This is a genomic window from Lysinibacillus sp. UBA5990 (genome assembly GCF_002429815.1).
Taxonomy (GTDB): Bacteria; Bacillota; Bacilli; order Bacillales_A; family Planococcaceae; genus Lysinibacillus; species Lysinibacillus fusiformis.
On the sequence record NZ_DJAY01000011.1, the window covers coordinates 174,673 to 196,798 of the forward strand.

At 37.3% G+C, this 22,126-nt stretch carries 24 protein-coding genes; 23 read left to right on the forward strand and 1 reads right to left on the reverse strand.

Going from position 1 to position 22,126, the window contains the following annotated elements:
* Positions 1–8: 8 nt before the first annotated feature.
* From mutM to B3D94_RS08350, 11 genes are all read left to right on the forward strand, one after another.
* The gene (gene mutM, locus B3D94_RS08300) at positions 9–881 is read left to right on the forward strand and encodes a bifunctional DNA-formamidopyrimidine glycosylase/DNA-(apurinic or apyrimidinic site) lyase (RefSeq protein WP_069482306.1); all 873 of its coding nucleotides are present in this window, start codon (positions 9–11) and stop codon (positions 879–881) included.
* Between the two features lie 13 nt (positions 882–894).
* On the forward strand, positions 895–1,488 hold the full coding sequence (coaE, locus tag B3D94_RS08305) for a dephospho-CoA kinase (RefSeq protein WP_069482305.1): 594 nt from the start codon (positions 895–897) through the stop codon (positions 1,486–1,488).
* 204 nt (positions 1,489–1,692) lie between these two features.
* Complete coding sequence (locus B3D94_RS08310) at positions 1,693–2,715, forward strand: glyceraldehyde-3-phosphate dehydrogenase (RefSeq protein WP_008176871.1); 1,023 nt, start codon at positions 1,693–1,695, stop codon at positions 2,713–2,715.
* Positions 2,716–2,896: 181 nt separating this feature from the next.
* Complete coding sequence (gene nrdR / locus B3D94_RS08315) at positions 2,897–3,367, forward strand: transcriptional regulator NrdR (RefSeq protein WP_008176873.1); 471 nt, start codon at positions 2,897–2,899, stop codon at positions 3,365–3,367.
* A gap of 16 nt (positions 3,368–3,383) precedes the next feature.
* Positions 3,384–4,748, forward strand: coding sequence for a replication initiation and membrane attachment family protein (locus B3D94_RS08320; protein ID WP_069482304.1), 1,365 nt, complete (start codon positions 3,384–3,386; stop codon positions 4,746–4,748).
* A 27-nt stretch (positions 4,749–4,775) separates the two neighbouring features.
* Entirely contained in the window at positions 4,776–5,705 is a 930-nt protein-coding gene (gene dnaI / locus B3D94_RS08325; RefSeq protein WP_291757313.1) for a primosomal protein DnaI, read from the forward strand.
* A 429-nt stretch (positions 5,706–6,134) separates the two neighbouring features.
* Positions 6,135–8,066, forward strand: a complete 1,932-nt coding sequence (gene thrS, locus B3D94_RS08330; protein WP_069482302.1) for a threonine--tRNA ligase — start codon at positions 6,135–6,137, stop codon at positions 8,064–8,066.
* Between the two features lie 414 nt (positions 8,067–8,480).
* The gene (gene infC / locus B3D94_RS08335; protein ID WP_024363824.1) at positions 8,481–8,984 is read left to right on the forward strand and encodes a translation initiation factor IF-3; all 504 of its coding nucleotides are present in this window, start codon (positions 8,481–8,483) and stop codon (positions 8,982–8,984) included.
* Positions 8,985–9,015: 31 nt separating this feature from the next.
* On the forward strand, positions 9,016–9,216 hold the full coding sequence (rpmI, locus tag B3D94_RS08340) for a 50S ribosomal protein L35 (protein ID WP_004226312.1): 201 nt from the start codon (positions 9,016–9,018) through the stop codon (positions 9,214–9,216).
* 55 nt (positions 9,217–9,271) lie between these two features.
* Entirely contained in the window at positions 9,272–9,631 is a 360-nt protein-coding gene (gene rplT, locus B3D94_RS08345; protein ID WP_024363826.1) for a 50S ribosomal protein L20, read from the forward strand.
* A 132-nt stretch (positions 9,632–9,763) separates the two neighbouring features.
* The gene (locus tag B3D94_RS08350) at positions 9,764–10,027 is read left to right on the forward strand and encodes a DUF1294 domain-containing protein (RefSeq protein ID WP_025114501.1); all 264 of its coding nucleotides are present in this window, start codon (positions 9,764–9,766) and stop codon (positions 10,025–10,027) included.
* Between the two features lie 27 nt (positions 10,028–10,054).
* Here the strand turns inward: B3D94_RS08350 and B3D94_RS08355 are convergent, their stop codons facing one another.
* On the reverse strand, positions 10,055–10,447 hold the full coding sequence (locus B3D94_RS08355; RefSeq protein ID WP_069482301.1) for a sigma-w pathway protein ysdB: 393 nt from the start codon (positions 10,445–10,447) through the stop codon (positions 10,055–10,057).
* Between the two features lie 105 nt (positions 10,448–10,552).
* On the opposite strand from B3D94_RS08355, the gene B3D94_RS08360 reads away from it, so the two are divergent.
* The 12 genes from B3D94_RS08360 (at position 10,553) to B3D94_RS08415 (ending at position 22,116) form a co-directional block, all read left to right on the forward strand.
* Complete coding sequence (locus B3D94_RS08360) at positions 10,553–11,038, forward strand: dUTP diphosphatase (protein ID WP_069482300.1); 486 nt, start codon at positions 10,553–10,555, stop codon at positions 11,036–11,038.
* Between the two features lie 97 nt (positions 11,039–11,135).
* Positions 11,136–12,224, forward strand: coding sequence for a M42 family metallopeptidase (locus tag B3D94_RS08365; RefSeq protein WP_008179256.1), 1,089 nt, complete (start codon positions 11,136–11,138; stop codon positions 12,222–12,224).
* A 213-nt stretch (positions 12,225–12,437) separates the two neighbouring features.
* Positions 12,438–13,949, forward strand: coding sequence for a thiol-activated cytolysin family protein (locus B3D94_RS08370; protein ID WP_069482298.1), 1,512 nt, complete (start codon positions 12,438–12,440; stop codon positions 13,947–13,949).
* 314 nt (positions 13,950–14,263) lie between these two features.
* On the forward strand, positions 14,264–15,229 hold the full coding sequence (argF, locus tag B3D94_RS08375) for an ornithine carbamoyltransferase (protein WP_069482297.1): 966 nt from the start codon (positions 14,264–14,266) through the stop codon (positions 15,227–15,229).
* Between the two features lie 303 nt (positions 15,230–15,532).
* Positions 15,533–16,429, forward strand: a complete 897-nt coding sequence (locus B3D94_RS08380) for a LysR family transcriptional regulator (protein WP_069482296.1) — start codon at positions 15,533–15,535, stop codon at positions 16,427–16,429.
* Positions 16,430–16,614: 185 nt separating this feature from the next.
* Entirely contained in the window at positions 16,615–17,943 is a 1,329-nt protein-coding gene (locus B3D94_RS08385; RefSeq protein ID WP_069482295.1) for an LLM class flavin-dependent oxidoreductase, read from the forward strand.
* A 46-nt stretch (positions 17,944–17,989) separates the two neighbouring features.
* On the forward strand, positions 17,990–19,003 hold the full coding sequence (locus tag B3D94_RS08390) for an LLM class flavin-dependent oxidoreductase (protein ID WP_291756600.1): 1,014 nt from the start codon (positions 17,990–17,992) through the stop codon (positions 19,001–19,003).
* A 12-nt stretch (positions 19,004–19,015) separates the two neighbouring features.
* Entirely contained in the window at positions 19,016–19,294 is a 279-nt protein-coding gene (locus tag B3D94_RS08395) for a glutaredoxin family protein (RefSeq protein ID WP_069482293.1), read from the forward strand.
* A gap of 19 nt (positions 19,295–19,313) precedes the next feature.
* Complete coding sequence (locus B3D94_RS08400) at positions 19,314–20,138, forward strand: transporter substrate-binding domain-containing protein (RefSeq protein WP_291756603.1); 825 nt, start codon at positions 19,314–19,316, stop codon at positions 20,136–20,138.
* Between the two features lie 24 nt (positions 20,139–20,162).
* The gene (locus B3D94_RS08405; RefSeq protein ID WP_069482291.1) at positions 20,163–20,867 is read left to right on the forward strand and encodes an amino acid ABC transporter permease; all 705 of its coding nucleotides are present in this window, start codon (positions 20,163–20,165) and stop codon (positions 20,865–20,867) included.
* Between the two features lie 11 nt (positions 20,868–20,878).
* Positions 20,879–21,586 (forward strand): amino acid ABC transporter permease, encoded by a 708-nt coding sequence (locus tag B3D94_RS08410; protein ID WP_291756608.1) that lies wholly within the window; start codon positions 20,879–20,881, stop codon positions 21,584–21,586.
* Positions 21,587–21,603: 17 nt separating this feature from the next.
* Positions 21,604–22,116, forward strand: a complete 513-nt coding sequence (locus B3D94_RS08415; protein WP_291756611.1) for a GNAT family N-acetyltransferase — start codon at positions 21,604–21,606, stop codon at positions 22,114–22,116.
* Positions 22,117–22,126: the final 10 nt, after the last annotated feature.

Genomic DNA, 22,126 nt, shown 5'->3' on the forward strand with positions numbered 1-22,126 from the left:
GGGTTCAAATGCCTGAATTACCAGAGGTAGAAGGTGTCGTCCAGGCATTGAAGCCAAAGGTTGAAGGACGTACAATTCAACATGTTCAGCTATCTGAAAGGGTACACTTTTCTTTTAGTGAGGGGAAACAATGTATCGTTAAACAAGCAGAGCCTGATGCATTTGAATTAACGTTGTCTGAAATGACGATTACAAAAATTGAACGACGTGCGAAATATATTTTCTTTCACTTATTGAAAGATGAGGTCCCCTATGTTCTTGTTAGTCACTTAGGAATGACAGGTGCATGGTTTGTTGTGAATTCACCAGAAGACATCGATGAAGCAAAATTCCAAAAGCATATACATGCTACATTTAAGATGGCTGATGGTGGTTACTTAATTTATTCAGATATACGACGCTTTGGTGAACTACGATTTCTGGCAAAAATTGAAGATCATGTACCTTTAACAAAAATGGCACCAGAGCCGTTTGATGAATTAGCGTGTGATTTTTTTATAACGAAATCAAAATTACCAAAATATGAGAATAAGGCCGTAAAAGAAGTGATTATGGATGGGCAAGTCATTTCGGGCTGTGGCAATATTTATGCAACAGAGGCGTTGTTTGCTCAGAAAATTCATCCTGCTCGAAAAATGAACCGTATAAGTGAGCAGCGTAAACGAGCATTATTTGAGGAGATCGTTGCTGTTTTGCGTCAAAGTATTGAAGCAGGTGGTTCAACCATCTCTGATTATCGAAATATTAATGGGGAAGCTGGGAGCATGCAGAATCGTTTGAGAATGTATGGGAAAAAGTTATGCCCAGCATGCGAAACGGCAACAAGTCAAATGACGATTGGTGGGCGTACATCGGTTTTTTGCCCAAATTGTCAACATTAAAGGGGATTTAACAATGATTATCGGACTTACAGGAAGTATTGCAAGCGGAAAAAGTACAGTAGCAAAAATGATGCTCGAACTAGGGTTACCGATTGTTGATGCAGATATTGTAGCGCGAGATGTCGTCGAGCCAGGAACGGAGACATTGGCATTTATTGCAGAAAACTTCGGCCAAGATATTTTACTAGAGAATGGCAATTTAAATCGGACAATGCTCGGAGACATTATTTTTCATGAGCCTGCCAAACGCAAAATTTTAAATGATATTATGCATCCGGCCATTAGAAAGGAAATGCTACGACAACGTGATGCCTATTTAGAGGGCGGTCACGAGCATGTTGTTATGGATATTCCTCTGTTATTTGAAAGTAAGCTTCAGCATTTTGTAGAGCGTATCATTGTAGTGTCAGTAAGTGAAGAGGTTCAGCTTCGACGTTTAATGGAACGCAATCATTTATCAGAAGAGGATGCCTTAGCGCGCATGCACTCACAGTTACCTATGTCTGTCAAAGAAAAGGGAGCCCATGCAGTTATTTATAATAATGAGAATTTGGAAAATACAGAGGAACAATTAAAAAAAATTCTAGCTTTCTGGGGTGTAATTTAAAGTGTTTCAAACTAAAAATGTGTAGCAAGTAAATCTTGCTACACATTTTTTTATGGGCGAATGCCATAATAAAAGATAATTTTTCAGAAAATAAGAACTTTAATAATATTAGTATATAATGTTCATCTTTTTTAAAATTGTGTTATACTAATCACCATAAAGTATATAATTAATCTGAGTATGTACTCACAGGAGGATTTTTAAATGACAGTATCAATTGCTATTAATGGTTTCGGACGTATCGGACGTATGGTTTTCCGCCAAGCGATCGTACAAGAAAATTTAAATATTGTTGCTATTAACGCTAGCTATCCAGCAGAAACGTTAGCACATTTGATTAAGTATGACACAAATCACGGAACATTTGAGGGTACAGTAGAACCAGCAGGCGATGCTTTAGTTGTAAATGGCAAACGTGTTCAAATTATTAGCGAACGCGATCCATTAAAATTACCTTGGGCTACAATGGGTGTTGATATCGTTATTGAAGCTACAGGTAAATTTAATGAACGTGATAAAGCAGCAATGCACTTAGAAGCGGGTGCGAAAAAAGTTATCTTAACAGCACCTGGTAAAAACGAAGATGTAACAATTGTTTTAGGTGTTAATGATGACAAACTTGATATTGCTAAACATGATGTAATTTCAAACGCTTCTTGTACAACAAACTGCTTAGCACCAGTAGCAAAAGTATTAAATGATACATTTGGTATTGAAAATGGTTTAATGACGACTGTTCATGCTTATACAAACGATCAAAAGAACTTAGATAATCCACATAAAGATTTACGTCGTGCACGTGGGTGTGCACAATCCATTATCCCTACATCTACAGGCGCTGCCAAAGCATTAAAATTAGTTCTACCTGAGTTAGAAGGTAAAATTCATGGTATGGCACTTCGCGTTCCAACACCCAATGTTTCTTTAGTTGACCTTGTGGTAGATTTAAATACAGATGTAACAGTTGATGCTGTTAATGCAGCATTCGTAAAAGCTGCAACAGAAGGTCCAATGAAAGGCATTTTAAATTTCTCAGTTGAACCACTAGTATCTTCTGATTACAACACAACTACTTACTCATCAACAGTCGATGGACTTTCCACAATGGTATTAGGTAACCGTAAAGTGAAAGTACTTGCTTGGTATGATAATGAGTGGGGTTACTCTGCACGCGTTGTTGACCTAGTGAAAAAAGTGGCTAATGCATTAGAAACGGTAAACGCATAATATTTTCATTTTGAGCACATTGAAATCTAACTGGTTTCAATGTGCTTTTTTTTTAAACTTTCCTTGTACTTTAGGTGCTTTAGGTTTATCATGAGCTCACTACGTGAATGCACTTTTCTTATATGTAGGAAATTTGTTATAATAGAAATATTAAATTGTTGTAAACCAGGAGAGTAATTATATGAGATGTCCATCTTGCCAATTTAACGGAACGCGTGTTGTGGATTCGAGGCCAGTAGATGATAATAAAGAAATTCGTAGACGTCGTGAATGTGAGTCATGTGGATTCCGTTTTACAACGTTTGAAAAAATTGAAGAGACCCCATTAGTTGTAGTGAAAAAAGAAGGTTCACGAGAGGAATTTAGCCGTGAAAAGGTACTTCGTGGACTTATTCGTGCCTGTGAGAAACGCCCAGTTGCGCTTGATATACTGGAGCAACTTGTCCTATCAATTGAAAAAGATCTTCGTCGTATTGGAAATTCAGAGGTACGCTCAGAAGATGTCGGTGAATTGGTAATGGATCGCTTAGCCAAAATTGATGAGGTGGCTTATGTCCGTTTTGCATCGGTCTACCGACAGTTTAAAGATATCAATGTCTTTATCGAGGAGATTAAAGATATTATTCAACGTCAAACGGAGCAGAAATCATAGAAAATAGAGAGGATGAATGACGTTGAATCATTTATATAAGGAATTGCAGCCTGGCGATCCTTTTGACATTCGTCTACCTCATGCATTTTCTACTCAAGAGCGTCAATTAGTAACATTATTCTATCAACCGTTAACGGGCTCTGACCCTATTAGCTTTTATTTAACTTTATGGGCAGAAGCAGAGCATATACCAAAGCAGCAAATGACACATTATTATTTAATGAATGTGCTTGGTCTGCCTATTGGTAAAGTGTTTGAGGCACGTATAGCCCTTGAAGCGATTGGTTTACTACGTACATGGAAAAAAGAAAATGCTGGTGAGCGAAGTTTTTTATATGAGCTACAGCGCCCATTAGATGCGGAAAGCTTTATGAAAGACCCGTTGTTGTCGATGTTTTTATTTAGCAAAATTGGAGAGCAGGCATATCGTAATTTACGGCAACGTTTTATATCCCCTGTGAGGGACGCGGATTTTAAGGATGTATCTCGTGCTTTTATAGATGTCTATAAGCCCGTTCATTCCAATATTCCATCAGATTTACAAGGGGATACGAATCGTCAGGATAAACAACAAAGGGTGTATCCCTTTTATTTGGAGCAATTTGACTTCGATCTGTTACAAGCTGGTTTATCCGAGCAATTGGTGCCATCCAATTTACTGACATTAGAAGTTCGTGAGGCTATTGCGAAGCTGGCATTTTTATATCATTTAACAGCACTTGATATGCAAAAAGTAGTGATTCTTGCTTTAGACGATGATTTAGGGATTTCACAAGAGCGCTTACGCAAGGCAGCTGCTGATTTCTACAAGTTAACGATGTCAAAAGAGCCACCAAAAATAGCGAGAGTTAGCGAGCCGTTGCCAGTAGAAGAAACCGGACAAAAATCGAAGGATCAAGAGCTACAACACTATTTAGAGACTACGGCTCCTATTCAAGTGTTGCGTGACATTAATAATGGGAAAGAACCTTTGCAAACCTCTGTACAACTTGCAGAAAGTTTAATTGTGCAGCACGGCATGCCGATTGGGGTAGTCAATGCGTTACTTGAGTATGTTATGTTAACAACGGATATGAAGTTACCTAAAAAATATGTGGAAACAATTGCGGATCATTGGGTTCGTAAAAATATTCAAACGGCTAAAGAAGCAATGGAGCTTGCACGCCAGGAGCATGATAAATATACAACTTGGAAAAACAAACCTCAAACAACCACTAAAACGAGTCAGCGAGTTAAGGGACGTTCAGGACATCAACGAGAAGAAAAAGTCCCTGAGTGGTTTTATAAACGTGATGAGAAACAAGAGGAAAGTACTTCTAGCACGATAGATTTTGAAAAAGAACGTCAAAAAATCTTAGAAATGCTAGGGAAAAGTGAATAGTAAAGAAGGTGAGCAACAATCGAACCTATAAATGGACCATTAAAACGAGCTATTAATGTACCTTCGTTTCAAGAACGCTATGAAGCCATGCGACGTGAAATTTTAGAAAACCCACGAGTACAAGAATTTATAGCACGTCATGCAGATGAATTAAGCTATGATAATATCGAACGAAATTTACCTAAGCTCCATGAATTTATTAGTCAATCTACGGAATGCTGTGGTTGTGATAACACAGAACATTGTACAAACTATTTAAAAGGCTTCATTCCTACTTTAAGGGTAGTTCGGAATACCGTTGAAATTGATTATGTACGCTGTGAGCAAAAAATCAGAGAAGAAGAGCGTCGGGATGTCGCGAATATGATTGCCAGTATGCATATGCCAAAAGATGTGCTTCAAGCAACTATTCAAGATTTAAGTATTGATGATGAGTCTCGAGTGATGATTGCCCAAAAAGCAGCACAATTTGTAAAAGCGACAAAAGAATCGGGTCATTTACCATCAAAAGGTTTTTACTTATACGGTAAATTCGGTGTAGGGAAATCTTTTGTGCTTGGTGCTCTTGCCAATGAATTAGCGTCTATTAAAATACGTTCAGTTGTTGTCTTCGTGCCAGAATTTTTACGGGAAATGAAAAATGCTATTGGCGATAATACATTGAATGAAAAAATAGACTATATTAAAAAGGCACCTGTTTTAATGCTCGATGATTTAGGGGCAGAAACAATGACCGCCTGGACACGAGATGAAATTTTAGGGACTATTTTCCATTATCGGATGGCTGAACAATTGCCAACGTTTATTACATCTAATTTTAATTATGGAGAATTAGAGCACCATTTAGCCCAATCGCAAAAAGGTGATATTGAGGTTGTCAAGGCAGGGCGTATAATGGAGCGTATAAAAGCCTTAACAGAGCCAATTGAAATGCGTGGCAATAACCGTAGGATGTAACATTGGTAGTTGCATTTTTCAACAATCGAGCGTATACTGACTCATATACTAAATATCAATATGCATTGATGAGGACATGAATTTTGTGTATCAGCTTCTAGAGAGGGAAGTCAAAGGCTGAAAGCTTCCTAGTATGAACGCATCATTTACTACCTGCTGAGCAGCGAAAGGGATAATCTTTCGCCGGTCCCTAGCCCGTTAGCTAGCCTTGAGCTTCGTCTGACTTGATAAGTCGGAAGGAAGAAGGGTGGAACCACGAGCATACGCTTCGTCCCTTTCGTGAGGGACGGGGCTTTTTTTATTTTTGTGGAAAGACCTCGCTCAATCCGAGTTGTAGAGCGCTCATATAAGCAGCCGTATCACTTTATTCACTAGTCAACATTCCATCAATCATTATGTATTCAACAAAAACAAAGGAGTGCAACGAATATGTCAGAAATGATTAAATTAACTTTCCCAGATGGCGCTGTAAAGGAATTTGTAAAAGGTACATCAACAGATGACGTAGCCTTATCAATCAGCCCTGGCTTACGAAAAAAAGCTTACGCAGGTAAAATTAACGGTGTATTAGTAGATTTAAAAACACCAATCGAAGAAGATGCTGCAATTGCTATTATCACACAAGATGATGCAGAAGCACTTGAGATTTTACGTCACTCAACAGCCCACTTAACAGCACAGGCAATTAAACGTTTATTCCCAGATGTAAAACTGGGTATTGGACCTGTTATCGATGGTGGATTCTACTACGATATTGATTCTCCTACACCAATCACTGCTGAAGATCTACCAGCAATTGAAAAGGAAATGAAAAAAATTATTGCTGAAAATCTAGAGGTAGAACGTAAAAATGTAAGTCGTGCGGAAGCACAAGCAATGTATGAAAAAATTGGCGATGAATATAAATTAGAATTACTAGAAGCAATCCCTGCAGATGAACAAGTGTCCATTTATTATCAAGGGGAGTTTTTCGATCTTTGCCGTGGTATTCACGTACCATCTACTGGTAAACTTCGCGAGTTCAAGCTGTTATCATTAGCAGGTGCCTATTGGAGAGGAAACTCTGATAACAAAATGCTACAACGTATTTATGGCACAGCGTTCTTCAAAAAAGAAGAATTAAAACATCACCTACAAATGCTAGAAGAAGCAAAAGAACGGGATCACCGTAAAATCGGGAAGGAATTAGAGCTATTTACAACTTCTCAAAAGGTTGGCCAAGGCTTACCACTTTGGTTACCAAATGGTGCAACAATTCGTCGTGTTATTGAGCGTTATATTGTCGATAAAGAATTATCACTTGGATATAAGCATGTTTATACACCTGTATTAGGTTCAAAAGAGCTTTATCAAACTTCTGGTCACTGGGATCATTACCAGGATTCTATTTTCCCACCAATGGAAATGGACAACGAGACATTAATTATGCGTCCAATGAACTGTCCTCACCATATGATGGTTTACAAAAATAGCATGCATTCTTATCGTAGTTTACCATTACGTATTGCAGAGCTTGGTACAATGCACCGCTATGAAATGTCGGGAGCCGTTTCTGGCCTACAGCGTGTACGTGGGATGACTTTAAATGATGCACATATCTTTGTTCGTCCAGATCAAATTAAAGCAGAGTTCCAAAAAGTCGTTCAGTTAATCTTAGAGGTTTATAAAGATTTCGATTTAAATGATTATTCATTCCGTTTATCGTATCGCGACCCTGCAGATACTGAAAAATACTTCAATGACGATGCTATGTGGGAAAAAGCACAAAGCATGTTAAAAGAAGCAATGGATGAGCTTGGTTTAGATTACTTCGAGGCAGAAGGTGAAGCAGCATTTTATGGCCCAAAACTGGATGTGCAAGTAAAAACAGCGATCGGTAAAGAAGAAACTTTATCAACAGTTCAGCTAGACTTCTTATTACCAGAACGTTTCGACCTAAGTTACGTTGGAGAAGACGGCAAACCACATCGTCCAGTCGTTATTCACCGTGGTGTTGTATCAACAATGGAACGCTTCGTTGCCTTCTTAATTGAAGAATATAAAGGGGCATTCCCAACTTGGTTAGCTCCAGTGCAAGTAGAAGTCATTCCAGTATCGAATGAAGCGCACTTCGATTATGCAAAACAAATTGAAGAGCAATTAACAGCTGCGGGCTTACGTGTGGAAATGGATGATCGTGAAGAGAAATTAGGCTATAAAATCCGTGAAGCACAAATGAAAAAGATTCCGTATATGCTTGTCATTGGTGATAAAGAAGTTGAAGCTAATGGTGTAAATGTTCGCCGTTATGGCTCTAAAGATTCCGAAACAATTAGCTTTGAGAATTTCCTAACAGCTATAAAAGCGGAAATTACAAAATAATCTTTCATAAAAAATCTCACTTGCATAAGTGAGGTTTTTTGTATAAAATGAATCTTGCTGTTGTATAAATTATTTAATATTAGGTCAATCTAGGTATGATAAGAAAATTAGTATTTGACAGCTTATCATATACATGCTAATATAATTAAGGTTAATGAATACAAAGTTTGTGGTTGAAGTAGAGGCTGCCCGCTTCTCACCTGATACAACGCTTTAAAGGCTGTGAACAGGTATGACACGTTGAATTGTTTTGCGTAGACTTGCGCATGCACATATAGCGGGCGGACATCTTCAAAAATGTCCGTCCTTTTTTTATGGACATGACAAGAGGATGTACCGTTCAACCGGGCAAGGCTTTGCCCAAACCATGTATTCGCGACAACTACTTGGAGGTGGATTACTATTAGCAAAGACATGTATGTAAACGAAGGCATTCGCGCACGTGAACTTCGATTAATCGATCACAATGGTGACCAGCTTGGTGTAAAGACACGTAATGAAGCGCTAGAAATCGCCACTCGTGTAAACTTGGATCTTGTCCTTGTGGCCCCTCAAGCCAAGCCGCCAGTCGCTCGTATCATGGACTATGGTAAATTTAAGTTTGAACAGCAAAAGAAAGACCGTGAAATTCGTAAAAATCAAAAGGTCATCGTAATGAAAGAGGTTCGTTTGAGCCCAACAATCGATGAACATGATTTCCAAACGAAGCTACGTAATGCGATTAAATTCCTTGAAAAAGGCGATAAAGTAAAATGTAGCCTACGTTTCAAAGGTCGTGCGATTACACACAAAGATATTGGTCAACGTGTGTTAGATCGTTTTGCTGAAGCTTGTGCTGAAGTATCAACGGTAGAACAAAAACCGAAGATGGAAGGCCGAAGCATGTTCTTAGTTCTTCAACCAAAGAACGAGAAATAATATTAGACGAACAGTTTAGGAGGAATTCGACATGCCAAAAATGAAAACTCACCGTGGAGCTGCGAAACGTTTCAAAAAAACGGGTTCAGGTAAATTAAAATATGACCGTGCTTATGGAAGCCACTTATTCGCAAACAAATCTACGAAACAAAAACGTCACTTACGTAAAGCAAACATCGTTTCATCTGGTGACTTCAAACGCATCAAATCTTTACTTGTTTACATGAAATAATTGACTACAAAAATACTAACATTCATTTTTAAATGAAAAGCAGGAGGTAATTCATATGCCACGCGTAAAAGGCGGAACAGTGACGCGCAAACGTCGTAAAAAAGTATTAAAATTAGCTAAAGGTTACTATGGTTCAAAACATACATTATATAAAGTTGCTAACCAAGCAGTAATGAAGTCAGGTCAATATGCATACCGTGACCGTCGTCAGAAAAAACGTGATTTCCGTAAATTATGGATCACTCGTATTAACGCAGCTGCTCGTATGAACGGTCTTTCTTACAGCCGTTTAATGCACGGTTTAAAAGTTGCTGGTATCGAAGTTAACCGTAAAATGTTAGCTGACCTTGCTGTAACTGATGCTGCTGCATTCACTCAATTAGCAGAAGCTGCTAAAAAAGCAGTAGCTAAATAATATTTGAGTCAGTTAAATATTATTTCTGCACCCAAAGCGAATGCGACAGGTGTAAAAAAGACTGATGGATTTTTCCATCAGTCTTTTTTGTGTTAGATTAATAATATACGTTTGTTAATAAAGGAGTAGAGAATGGGACAAGCATTATTAGCTTATATGAGTATTATATCGATTGTGTTACTCATTTTAATGGGTATGGACAAATCGCGTGCTAAAAAGCACGAGTGGCGTATTGCAGAGCGTACTTTGTTTACACTAGCCATCGTAGGAGGAGCAGTAGGCGGAGTGCTTGGCATGTATTTATTCCGCCATAAAACACGCCATAATAGTTTTGCATTTGGATTTCCTCTACTTGCAGCCATCCAAATTTTTATTATCGTACAGCTTTGGTTATAAATGGAAACATTTTAAAACACATCCTCATCAAGAGGATGTGTTACGCATAAGCTGTTCAATGGGCTGCTTCCAATTAATTTTCGCATTTGGATAATTCAATAGAATTTCTTGCTGTAAATATTCAAAGTCGCCTTTTGTAAAGCCCTGCAATGTTGCAGTATCCCGTGCGCCGACAAAAATAGTGACAACCTCGAAGGCATCCTCAGTTGTGCCTAAGTATTTTTCGCCTTCAAAAAGAGCACCCTTATAGGAAATAAAGAAATTTTTCCGGACATTTTTAACGTCATCATAAAAGTAATATTGGCCTTTTTCATAGGCTTCATCAAGTTTGCGTTTAGGATCAGTTATATAACGAATCGCTTTATAAAATACATAAATAATAAGCGCAATTACAGCAAGTCGAATTAGTAACGGCAACATGTTTAAATTTCCCCCTTGAAGAAAGGTTATTCTTTCCTATACGATTAGGGAGGTCAAATAGTTTCACTTTTATTTAAATATTTTTTAGAAATTTAGGAGAAAAAAATGAATATACAACAATTGTTTATCATGCAAAAAGAGCTGGATGATTTCATTGAGCAAACTCAAAATATTCAGCAAGATGTATTTCAAGAAAAAGGACTAGCATTAATGGTAGAGCTAGCTGAGCTAGCCAATGAAACGCGCTGCTTTAAATTTTGGAGTACAAAAGGTCCTTCAGCACGAGAAGTCATTTTAGAAGAATATGTGGATTCTATTCATTTTATCCTTTCCTTAGGCTTATTAAAGAACTATACAACAATCGAAAAATGGCCATTGATAGAAGAACAGAGACATTTAACTTCAACATTTTTAGAGACACAAAGTGCTATTTTAGCATTTATCCAACAACCGACAGAGGATCGATATATAGCGATTTGGCAATGTTATGGTTTACTTGCGTACAATCTTGGTTTTACTTTCGAAGATGTAGTTCGTGCGTATATTGAAAAAAACCAAGAAAATTATAATCGTCAACGTACAGGATATTAAATAATTAAGAAATACACCAATTTTCAGACGATTAAGCTAGGAATATTTCGGTAAACGAAGTATAATAAAATAGATACAAGACGTAGGAGGCAAAAGGATGACACAACTAGATCCAACATTACAAATGTTTAAAGATTTAACAGATGCAAATGGTATTGCAGGCAATGAACGTGCACCGCGTGAGGTCATGAAAAAATACATTGCACCATATGCAGATACTGTAGAAACAGATAACTTAGGTAGTGTAATTGCTAAAAAAGTAGGCGATGAAAACGGACCTAAAATCGTCGTGGCAGGACATTTAGATGAAGTAGGTTTCATGGTTACACAAATCGATGACAAAGGATTTATCAAATTCCAAACAGTAGGTGGCTGGTGGAGCCAAGTTATGCTGGCACAGCGCGTTACAATTACGACACGTAAAGGCGATGAAGTAATTGGGGTTATCGGTTCAAAACCACCTCATATTTTACCTGCTGATGTGCGCAATAAAGTAGTAGACATTAAAGATATGTTTATTGATATTGGTGCCGCTTCTAAAGATGAAGTGCTTGAGTGGGGCGTACGTCCTGGCGATATGGTAACACCATATTTCGAATTTAATGTGATGAAAAATGAAAAATATCTATTAGCAAAAGCTTGGGATAATCGCATTGGTTGTGCCATTGCTATTGATGTAATGAAAGCTTTACAAAATGAAAAACATCCTAATATTCTTTATTCAGTAGGAAATGTACAAGAAGAAGTTGGACTTCGTGGAGCTAAAACAGCAACACATAAAATCCAACCGGATATTGGATTTGCAGTTGATGTAGGTGTAGCGGGAGATACTCCAGGAGTAACAGCTAAAGAATCAACTAGTAAAATGGGAGCGGGCCCTCAAATCGTTGTGTATGATGCATCTATGGTATCACATCGTGGCTTACGTGAATTCGTATTAGACGTAGCAGACGAGAACAATATTCCATACCAATTTGAAGCAATGGCTGGCGGTGGTACAGATGCAGGCTCTATCCACGTAACTGCAAATGGCGTACCAGCACTATCCATCGGTATTGCAACACGCTACATCCATTCACATGCAGGTATCCTACATCGTGATGATTATGATAATGCCGTTAAATTAATGGTGGAAGTCATTAAAAAATTAGACCGTGATGCAGTGAATAAAATTACATTCGATTAAATGAATGGAAAAAAACTAAATAGAATTACAAGTGGTTTGCCTTCTAACTAAAATGTTAGGAGGCTTTTTTCGTTGGAAAGGGACCACAACGATTTAACATAATAGTTATTAATATTGATCATAAGTACATATTATTAGCACAATGAAAATGAAACGAAAATACTATATTTGAAAATTATTTTTATATGGTATAATTTCCTATAAAAGGAGTGGATTTATTTGGGAATTAAAAAACCAATCAAGTTTTTAATATGTTTATCTATTAGTTTATGCCTTCTAACTTATCCAAGTATTTCATTTGCTGAAACACTTGATACTAATAGTTCAAGTGATATTGATACGGGTATAGCAAACTTGAACTACAACAACATGGAAATATTAGCAGTGAATGGTGACAGGGTTGATAGCTTTGTTCCTAAAGAAGGAGTTAGCTCAAATGATAAATTTATAGTGGTGGAACGTAACAAGAAATCACTGACAACTTCACCAGTGGATATATCAATTATTGATTCTATGGCGAATCGTACATATCCAGGGGCATTACAACTTGCCAACCAAGCTTTTGTAGACAATCAACCTAACTTATTGGTGGCTAAAAGAAAACCACTAAATATTAGCATTGATTTACCTGGCATGAAAAGGGAAAATACTTTGACTGTGGATAATCCGACATATGGTAATGTATCTGGTGCAGTGGATGAGTTAGTGTCTACTTGGAGTGAGAAGTATTCCACAACACATACGTTGCCTGCAAGACTACAATATTCAGAATCTATGGTTTATAGCAAATCTCAAATAGCAAGCGCTTTGAATGTAAACGCCCAAGTTCTCGACAATTCTCTGGGAATTGACTTTAATGCGATTGCGAATGGAGAGAAAAAAGTGATGGTTGCGGCATACAAACAAATTTTTTATACCGTAAGTGCCGAACTGCCTAACAATCCATCAGAACTTTTCGATGATAGCGTTAATTTTGCAGAGTTAACTCGTAAAGGAGTAAGCAATGATGCCCCTCCCGTTATGGTGTCGAATGTAGCCTATGGGAGAACAATTTATGTGAAATTAGAAACAAGCTCTAAGAGTAAGGATGTACAAGCTGCTTTTAAAGCATTACTGAAGAATGTTAATACGAATGTGGAAACTAGTGCACAATACAAAGATATTTTTGAGGAAAGTTCCTTTACGGCTGTAGTATTAGGCGGAGATTCACAAAAGCATAATCAAATTGTCTCAAAGGACTTTAATGATATTAGAGATGTAATTAAAGATAATGGAGAATTTAGTCTTAAAAACCCAGCCTATCCAATTTCATATACAAGTGTTTTCTTAAAGGATCATTCAATTGCTGCTGTTCATAATAATACAGATTATATCGAGACGACAGCTACGGAATATTCTAAAGGAAAGATCATCCTCGATCATTATGGTGCATACGTTGCTCAATTTGAAGTAGCTTGGGACGAATTCTCTTACGATGAAAATGGAAATGAAGTATTAACCCATAAGACTTGGGATGGAAATTGGAAGGACAAAACAGCTCATTTTTCTACTGTAATACCGCTTCCAGCTAATTCGAAAAATATAAGAATTTATGCTAGAGAATGTACAGGTCTTGCATGGGAATGGTGGAGAACGGTTATTGATGAATATAATGTTCCGTTGTCTAATGAAATCAAAGTCTCCATTGGAGGAACTACATTATACCCAACTGGTAGTATCGAGTAAGTAGCAGTATATAAAGGTAATGACATATATAAAGAATTTTACCTCCTAACAAATTATTGTTAGGAGGTTTTTAACGTTTTCAGGTTCTTTCAATAACTGCGCTCGCTTTTCTTTCTTTATTCATAACCAATCTTTCTTTAAGTGAATTTCTACAAAGGATTCGGTCGTAAAAATAACTAGCGTGCATAAATATTCATTTTGACGAATTTTTGTCACATTTAATAATTAATGAATAAAATTATAAAAATTCAATTGATTTTATATTTATGCATGTTATACTAATTTCAACAGCAATGATACAAGGAGCGAAGGCCATGAAATTACTCGAAGAAGTACAGCTAAAGTTAGTTTCTAGTTTAAAGGGAAAAGACCTGTTAACTTTGCTAGACTATACAAGTCAAGAAGTTGAAGAGCTTATTGAATTAGCAACACAGCTTAAAATGATTACCAAAGAGGGGAAATGCCCAAGATTACTAGAAGGCAAAACACTTGGTATGATTTTTGAAAAACATTCAACGCGTACTCGTATTTCATTTGAAGTCGGCATGAATCAGCTAGGTGGAAAAAGTATGTTTATGCATGCGCGTGATTTACAAATAGGTCGTGGTGAATCCATTTACGATACAGCACATGTCTTATCAGGCTATTTGGATGGCATTATGATCCGAGCAAATTCCCATGCAATGGTGAAGGAACTAGCAGAGCATGCGGCTATTCCTGTCATCAATGGATTAACAGACATTTATCATCCATGCCAAGCTTTAGCGGATTTAGAAACAATTGCAGAGAACAAAGGTTTTTTAAAGGGGCTTAAAATTGCCTATGTGGGAGATGGCAACAACGTAGCACATTCTTTAATAGTTGCTTCAGCGCATGTTGGGATGAATGTAGCTGTGGCGACACCAGCAGGCTATGAATGTGATGCAGAAGTAATCGCTAAAGCACAAGTAATTGCCGCGGCAAATGGCAGCACAATTATGATGACACATGACCCTGTGGAAGCTGTATTAAATGCAGACGTTGTTTATGCAGATGTTTGGACATCAATGGGCCAAGAGGAAGAAGCAGCAAAACGTTTGCAAGATTTTGCAGATTACCAAATTAATGATGAGCTTGTAGCGTATGCGAAACCGAACTACATGTTCCTACACTGCTTGCCAGCACATCGTGAGGAAGAAGTGGCAACATCTGTTATTGACGGCCCTAATTCTTATATTTTTGAGCAAGCTGAGAACAGACTTCATGCACAGAAAGCAGTTCTTGCATCGATTTTAGCGTAAGATTTGATCAAACTTTTCAGGTTGAGAAGTATGATAAATAGAGTTTACGTGTGCAACAGTGGGTGCCCATGTGAATAACATACAGTGGTTGGCAGACAGAGGGATGTTCACCACGCGCGATGCTTGTTGTCAAGATGGATGGCTGCATCGCTACATAGTTAAGTAACCTGGGAGACGCTGGGTTACTTTTTTCTTTTGTATCGAGGGATATAAGACTAAAAACTAAGTTTTCCTATAAAATATAGAGAATATAAAGAATTATTTATATAATAGAGTAAATAAGGATGAAGGGATGGAATTTACATGAATATAGACCATATCGAGGCTTTTTTATATGTTGTCCATTATAAGAGTACACATAAGGCAGCCAACGCCTTGTTTCTTTCTCAACCCACCGTGACTGCACGCATCAAATCATTGGAGCGGGAGCTAGGGGTTGAGTTATTTTATCGAGAGGGACGAAGTGTAACCTTATCAGATAAAGGCAAAGGTTTCTTACCTTTCGCGACTCAAATCGTACAAACGTTTCAGCAAGGAAAGAAGCAATTGGAAAAGACACAGGAAACAGATGATGTATGTATTGGCGCAAATGGCCTAACAGCTCAATATTTTTTAGCGTATGCGTTGCCTAAATGGAAAGAACAATTTCCTAATTTGCGTTTTCAATTGGTGACAGGTTCAACAACTATGCTATTAGAAAAATTGGAGAGTCACCAAATTCATGTAGCTTTCATTCAGTATGTACACAGAGAAGGAATATTCAACGAGTTATTATTAAATAATGCGGTGAAACTTGTGAGGCATTGTGAACACCCGTTACCACAATATGATTGCATCGAAGCGAAAGAATTGGCACAACAGAAAATGGTGTTTTTTGAGTGTGGAGCGTTCGATTGGAATTATGTGCATAAAATATTCGAGGTAGAGGGGGTAGCCGCCAATATAGAGGTTCGAACAGACCATTTAGAAATCGCTAAGGCTTTCATTCGCACAAAAAACTATATTAGCTTTTTACCACAGCTTTGTGTCAAGAATGAACTTGAAAGCGGCGAATTTGTTGAAGTAGGTATCAAGCATTTACTGGATATGAATCAACATATCTTCCTAACTTATAAAAATAAAGATACATTGACTTCTGCTTTTTGGGAGACAATTTGTCATACAGCGAAGGATTTTGAAAGGGTACAAATGATGGAGTGATAAAATTTTTTATTTAAACGCTAAATTTTTTCTATTACTTAACCTATTGCATATTATCTGAATGAACTGTAATATCATTCTCAATCCAAATTTATTTATGAATGATCGTAAATAAATATTTTTTTAACATAAAAACATACTTAACCACTATGTTTAGTAAAAAATAAAAATGAGGAGGAATTAATATGGCTAGACAAGACAAAATTCGTTTTGGAGCAATTATTCACGGGGTAGGTGGTAATATTTCAAGTTGGCGTCATCCAAAGGTAGCGAGCAATCAAAGTGTCAACCTACCTTTTTATATTCAACAGGCTCAAAAGGCAGAGGAAGGGAAATTTGATGTTGCTTTTATTGCGGATGGCTTATTTATTAATGAAAAATCGATTCCTCATTTTTTAAATCGTTTTGAGCCTATTACGATATTATCAGCATTGGCTGTAGCAACTAACAATATTGGGTTAGTTGGAACAGTATCAACTTCCTATAGCGAACCATTCACAGTGGCACGCCAGTTTGCTTCTTTAGATCATATTAGTGCAGGGCGTGCAGGCTGGAATGTTGTAACTACTCCTTTAGAAAGTACAGCTTTGAACTACAATAAAACGATTGAACAACATCCTAGTCATGCAGAACGCTATCAAATCGCTGAAGAATATTTAGAGGTTGTCAAAGGTTTATGGGATTCTTGGGAAGATGATGCCTTTATCGCAGATGTCGAAAATGACCAATTTTTTGACCCGGAAAAATTGCACACATTACATCATAAAGGGCAGTATTTTTCAGTCCAAGGTCCACTTAATATTGGACGAACAAAGCAAGGTCAGCCAGTTATATTCCAGGCTGGGGCATCTGATGCTGGGATTCGATTAGCTGCTAAGGATGCAGATGCCATTTTTACACATGGAGCATCTATTGAAGAATCACAAAAATTTTATAAAAGAGTCAAGGCAGAGATTGCAGCATTTGAGCGAAATCCAGATGAGGTAAAAATTTTCCCAGGTATTTCCCCAATCATTGGCGATACAGTTGAGGAAGCAGAGGCAAAATATCAGGAGATTGTTGAATTAGTTTCCATTGACCGTGCTCTGGCTTATCTTGGACGTTATTTCGATCATCATGATTTTACACAATATGATGTGGACGCGCCTTTTCCTGAACTAGGTGATATAGGGGCCAATAGCTTTAGAAGTACGACTGATTATATTAAACGCTATGCTAAGCAGGAGGGACTTACATTACGTCAAGTCGCTTTACGTGAGGCGACTCCTAAAACAGCATTTTTTGGAACGGCAGAACAAGTGGCAGATCTAGTACAGGAATGGTTTGAAAAGGAGGCAGCAGATGGCTTCATAATCGGTGTAACGGTACCAGGTGCCTTAGAAGATTTTGTTGATAAAGTAGTACCAATATTACAAGCTAGAGGACTTTATCGAGAAGACTATGAAGCTGATACATTACGTGGAAATTTAGGTTTGCCATTTAAAGAAAGCCGGTATATCAAGCAGTCTGTTTAAAAACCAAGTAAATTTATTTGAATAAGTGAAATTAAGGAGGCTGTGTATGAGTTATACATTAGGCATATTAGATCAAAGTCCAATTATTGATGGAGCTACAAATGAACAAACATTACAAAAAACTGTCGCATTGGCACAGAAAGCGGAGCAGTTAGGCTACTCTCGTTTTTGGGTATCGGAGCATCATCATACGGATGCACTAGCAGGGTCATCTCCAGAAGTATTAGTTTCCTATTTACTTGCAAAAACCGAGACTATTCGCATTGGGTCTGGTGGAGTCATGCTTCAGCATTACAGTCCATACAAAGTAGCTGAAAATTTTCATGTCCTTGCATCATTAGAGCCGAGGCGTGTTGATTTAGGCATTGGGAAGGCACCAGGTGGTTTACCGCTTTCTACAAAAGCTTTACAATATGGCACGCTCAATCAAGGCGAGGACTTTGAGGAGAGACTAACATTTTTACAGCAATTAATTGAACAAAATGTACCTACGAATCATGATCTTCATGGTGTGCAAGCAACACCCATTCCAAAAGTAAAGCCGGCTCTATTCTTATTAGGGGCAAGTCCGCAAAGTGCAGAACTTGCAGGGAAACTTGGAATTGCATTTGTCTTTGCACGATTTATTAATAGCGACAATGAATTATTGGCTCAGTCGTCTACTATTTATCGTGAACATCATCCTAATGGTCACTTTTCTGTCTCGATCGCAGCAGTTGCTGCACCGACAAATAAAGAAGCAAAAGGCTTGATAGAAGACCAAAAAATTACAAAAGTTCATTTGGCAAGCGGTAGGACGTTGACTTTACAATCAGTAGAGCTAGCAGAAAAATTTGGGCAGGAATCTGGAGAGGAATATACGGTCAAACAATATGATGCGGATATTGTTTATGGGTCACCAGAAGAAATTAAAGATCTACTAGATCATTTTCATATGCAGTATCAAATAGATGAATTCATTTTGCACACGCCTGTACGAAAGGAATTAGAACGGCAACGCTCCTTTGAGCTTTTAAGTCCTATTCATTTAAAGTTGCAGCAACAAATAACGGTAATCTAAGGAGGAAAATTAATGACAGTGACAAGAGATATCATTGTTTGGACGAAGCAGGGATGTAGCTATTGTGATGATATAAAAGCGTATTTACAAGAACAACATATTCCTTATAAAACAGTTGATGTAACCAATAATGATACGTTTAGAGACATTCTTGACTTAAAATATGGCGTTCGTTATGTGCCGATTGTGGAAATTGGCTCGAGCGAAAGTGGTGTCTATAGAGCCATAACAGAAATTGGATTAGAGCATGTAAAGAATGCACTCGCTGTGGGCTTACCCTCACATTTATAGAAGGAGGAGAGGGAATTTTATGAAAAAAATATTATTTTATATGCTACTTTTACTGATGGCACTTTTAACAGCATGTGCGAGTTCAGAAAAATCGGACGGAGATTCGAATGAACAAAAAACAGCACAAGGTGGGAAAGATATCCAAAAAATTATTGTCGGTACAGGTACACAATTTCCAAATATTTGTTTTATAGATGAAAAAGGAAACTTAACTGGCTATGATGTGGAGCTAGTTCGAGCAATCGATGAAAAGCTACCTGAGTATGAATTTGAATTGAAAACAATGGAATTTTCAAATTTATTACTAAGTTTAGAAACAAGAAAAATAGATTTTATAGCCCATCAAATGGAAATTAATAGTGAACGAGAAGAAAAGTTTTTATTTAATAAAGAACCATATAATGTTTTCCCATTAAAGGTGACAGTTAATGAAAAGAATAATGAGATTCAATCTATTGAAGATTTGAAAGGAAAGAATGTGAGTGTTTCGCCAACAAGTAACTCCGCTGTCTTTATTGAAAAATATAATAAGGACCATCATTTAGGAGCGAATATCGTTTATTCTTCAGGTTCAGTCGATGTGAATAATCAACTGGCAAGTGGTCGTATTGATGCTATTATTACGACACCCTTTGCGGTGAAATATTATAACGAAAGCAATAAGGCACAGCAAAAGGTCGTTGGAGATGCATTATTAAATTCGAAGGTTTATTTCTTATTAAATAAGGATGAGGTGAAGTTACAAGAGCGTTTAGATGAGGCCATTGTTGAGCTAAAGAAAGAGGGAGTGATTAGCGATCTAAGTAAAAAATGGTTAGGAGATGATTACACAGTAGACTTCTAACAATTAGGAAAGGAAGAAAGAAGTATGGATAATAATTTTGATTTTGTACTTATTGCGAAAGTACTTCCGACATTGCTTCAGTATTTACCAGTAACAGCTGAAATACTAGTGTTCTCCATACTTTTTGGTATGGTGTTTGGAATAATGCTAGCTATACCAAAGCTTCTAAACATAGCAGGATTAAAGCAAATTATCACTATTTATATTTCATTTATTCGTGGCACACCAATTTTAGTACAGTTGTTTTTAGTATTTTATGGGGTACCAGCACTCCTAAAGCTCATTCAAATTGATGTTACTCGAATGGATGCCATGTATTTTGTCATTATTACGTATACTTTGAGCAATGCGGCAGCCTTTGCTGAAATATTTCGTGCAGCCATATTAACTGTCGACCGTGGGCAAATGGAGGCAGCCTATTCCGTGGGCTTAAGCGGTCCTCAGGCTTTTCTGCGAATTGTTTTCCCACAAGCAATCCGCGTTGCTTTTCCTAATATAGCGAACACAATGATTAGTTCATTAAAAGATACATCACTCGCTTTTTCCATAGGTGTAATGGATATGGTTGGGCGTGGAGAAACTTTAATCGCGTCCACAACTCGGGCATTTGAAATATATGTGGCATTATCGATCGTTTACTTTGCGATTGTCCTAATTCTTGAAAAAATATTCAAATTCAATGAACGTTATTTCAATCGCTATATGCCAAAAGAAGTTGCCACTCATTAGGGGGATGTGCTATGACCATTGATATTGCATTTGTGTTGGTGGCTTTACAAGAAATTAGTAGAGTAATACCACTAACTCTATTCATGACATTTACACCTGTTTTATTAGGTATTGTAATAGGGATACTAATAGCCTTTGTGCGGATAAAACAAATAAAATTTTTGACACCCTTCTTAAATTTCTATGTTTCCTTTTTCAGAGGCACACCTATTATTATGCATATCATGCTTGTTTATTTTGGATTACCCATGCTAGTTGATTTTGTGGCAAATACTTTCCACTTATCATTTCAATCCAGTTCCATTCCTATATTATTTTTTGTAATACTTGCACTTACATTCAGTGCAGGGGCTTATGCTTCAGAAATTATTCGCTCTGGTATTTTAAGTGTTCCGAAAGGACAATTGGAAGCGGCCTATGCAATAGGTTTAACATTTACACAAGCAATGCGACGTTATATTTTACCCCAAGCATTTGGTAAGTCAATTCCTAACTTTACTAATGTCTTTATTGGTTTTTTACATGCTACATCATTAGCCTTTTTTCTGTCCATTAAAGAATTGACAGGAGTGGCGAACATTGTTGCTTCTGTGAACTTGAAGTTTTTAGAGGCTTTCATTGCGGTTGGAATCATTTATTGGGGGATTTCAATTATTACAGAATGGATCTCACATCGTATTGAAAAAAGAGTAACGGCCTATAGTAAAAGTGGCCTGTAGTAGAAAGGGGAAAATATATGACAATAGCGGAAATTGTTATTGAACATTTACAAGAGGAAGATTATGCAGCTTATCTTGAGGTTTTAGTAGAAAGCTATGGGCAATATGAAAAGGATTATAAGGACCCAGAGCACTGGGCTTCGTATTTAAATGATATTCGAGCATCTGTTGGCAATCCAAACGCTGAAACTATTCTAGTTGCAAAACGAGGAGATGAGATTTTAGGTGGACTACAATTGTTTACCGATGCGGAGAAAGCATATGGGCTGCCTGAGCTAAATATCCAATCGACCATCGTGCGTTTATTGGGGGTCCATCCAAAAGGAAGAGGGCAGGGAGTTGCTAAGAAATTATTGCATGAAAGCTTTACCTTTGCAAGAAAGAGACAGGATCAAGCAATATATTTGCATTCAGGAGATATTATGCAGGCTGCTATTAATCTCTATTTATCTTTAGGTTTTGTAAGAGACGAGTCAAAGGAGTTTTATAAGGGAGAAATATTAGTAAAGAGCTTCCGCTATGATTTATAAATAAAAGCCG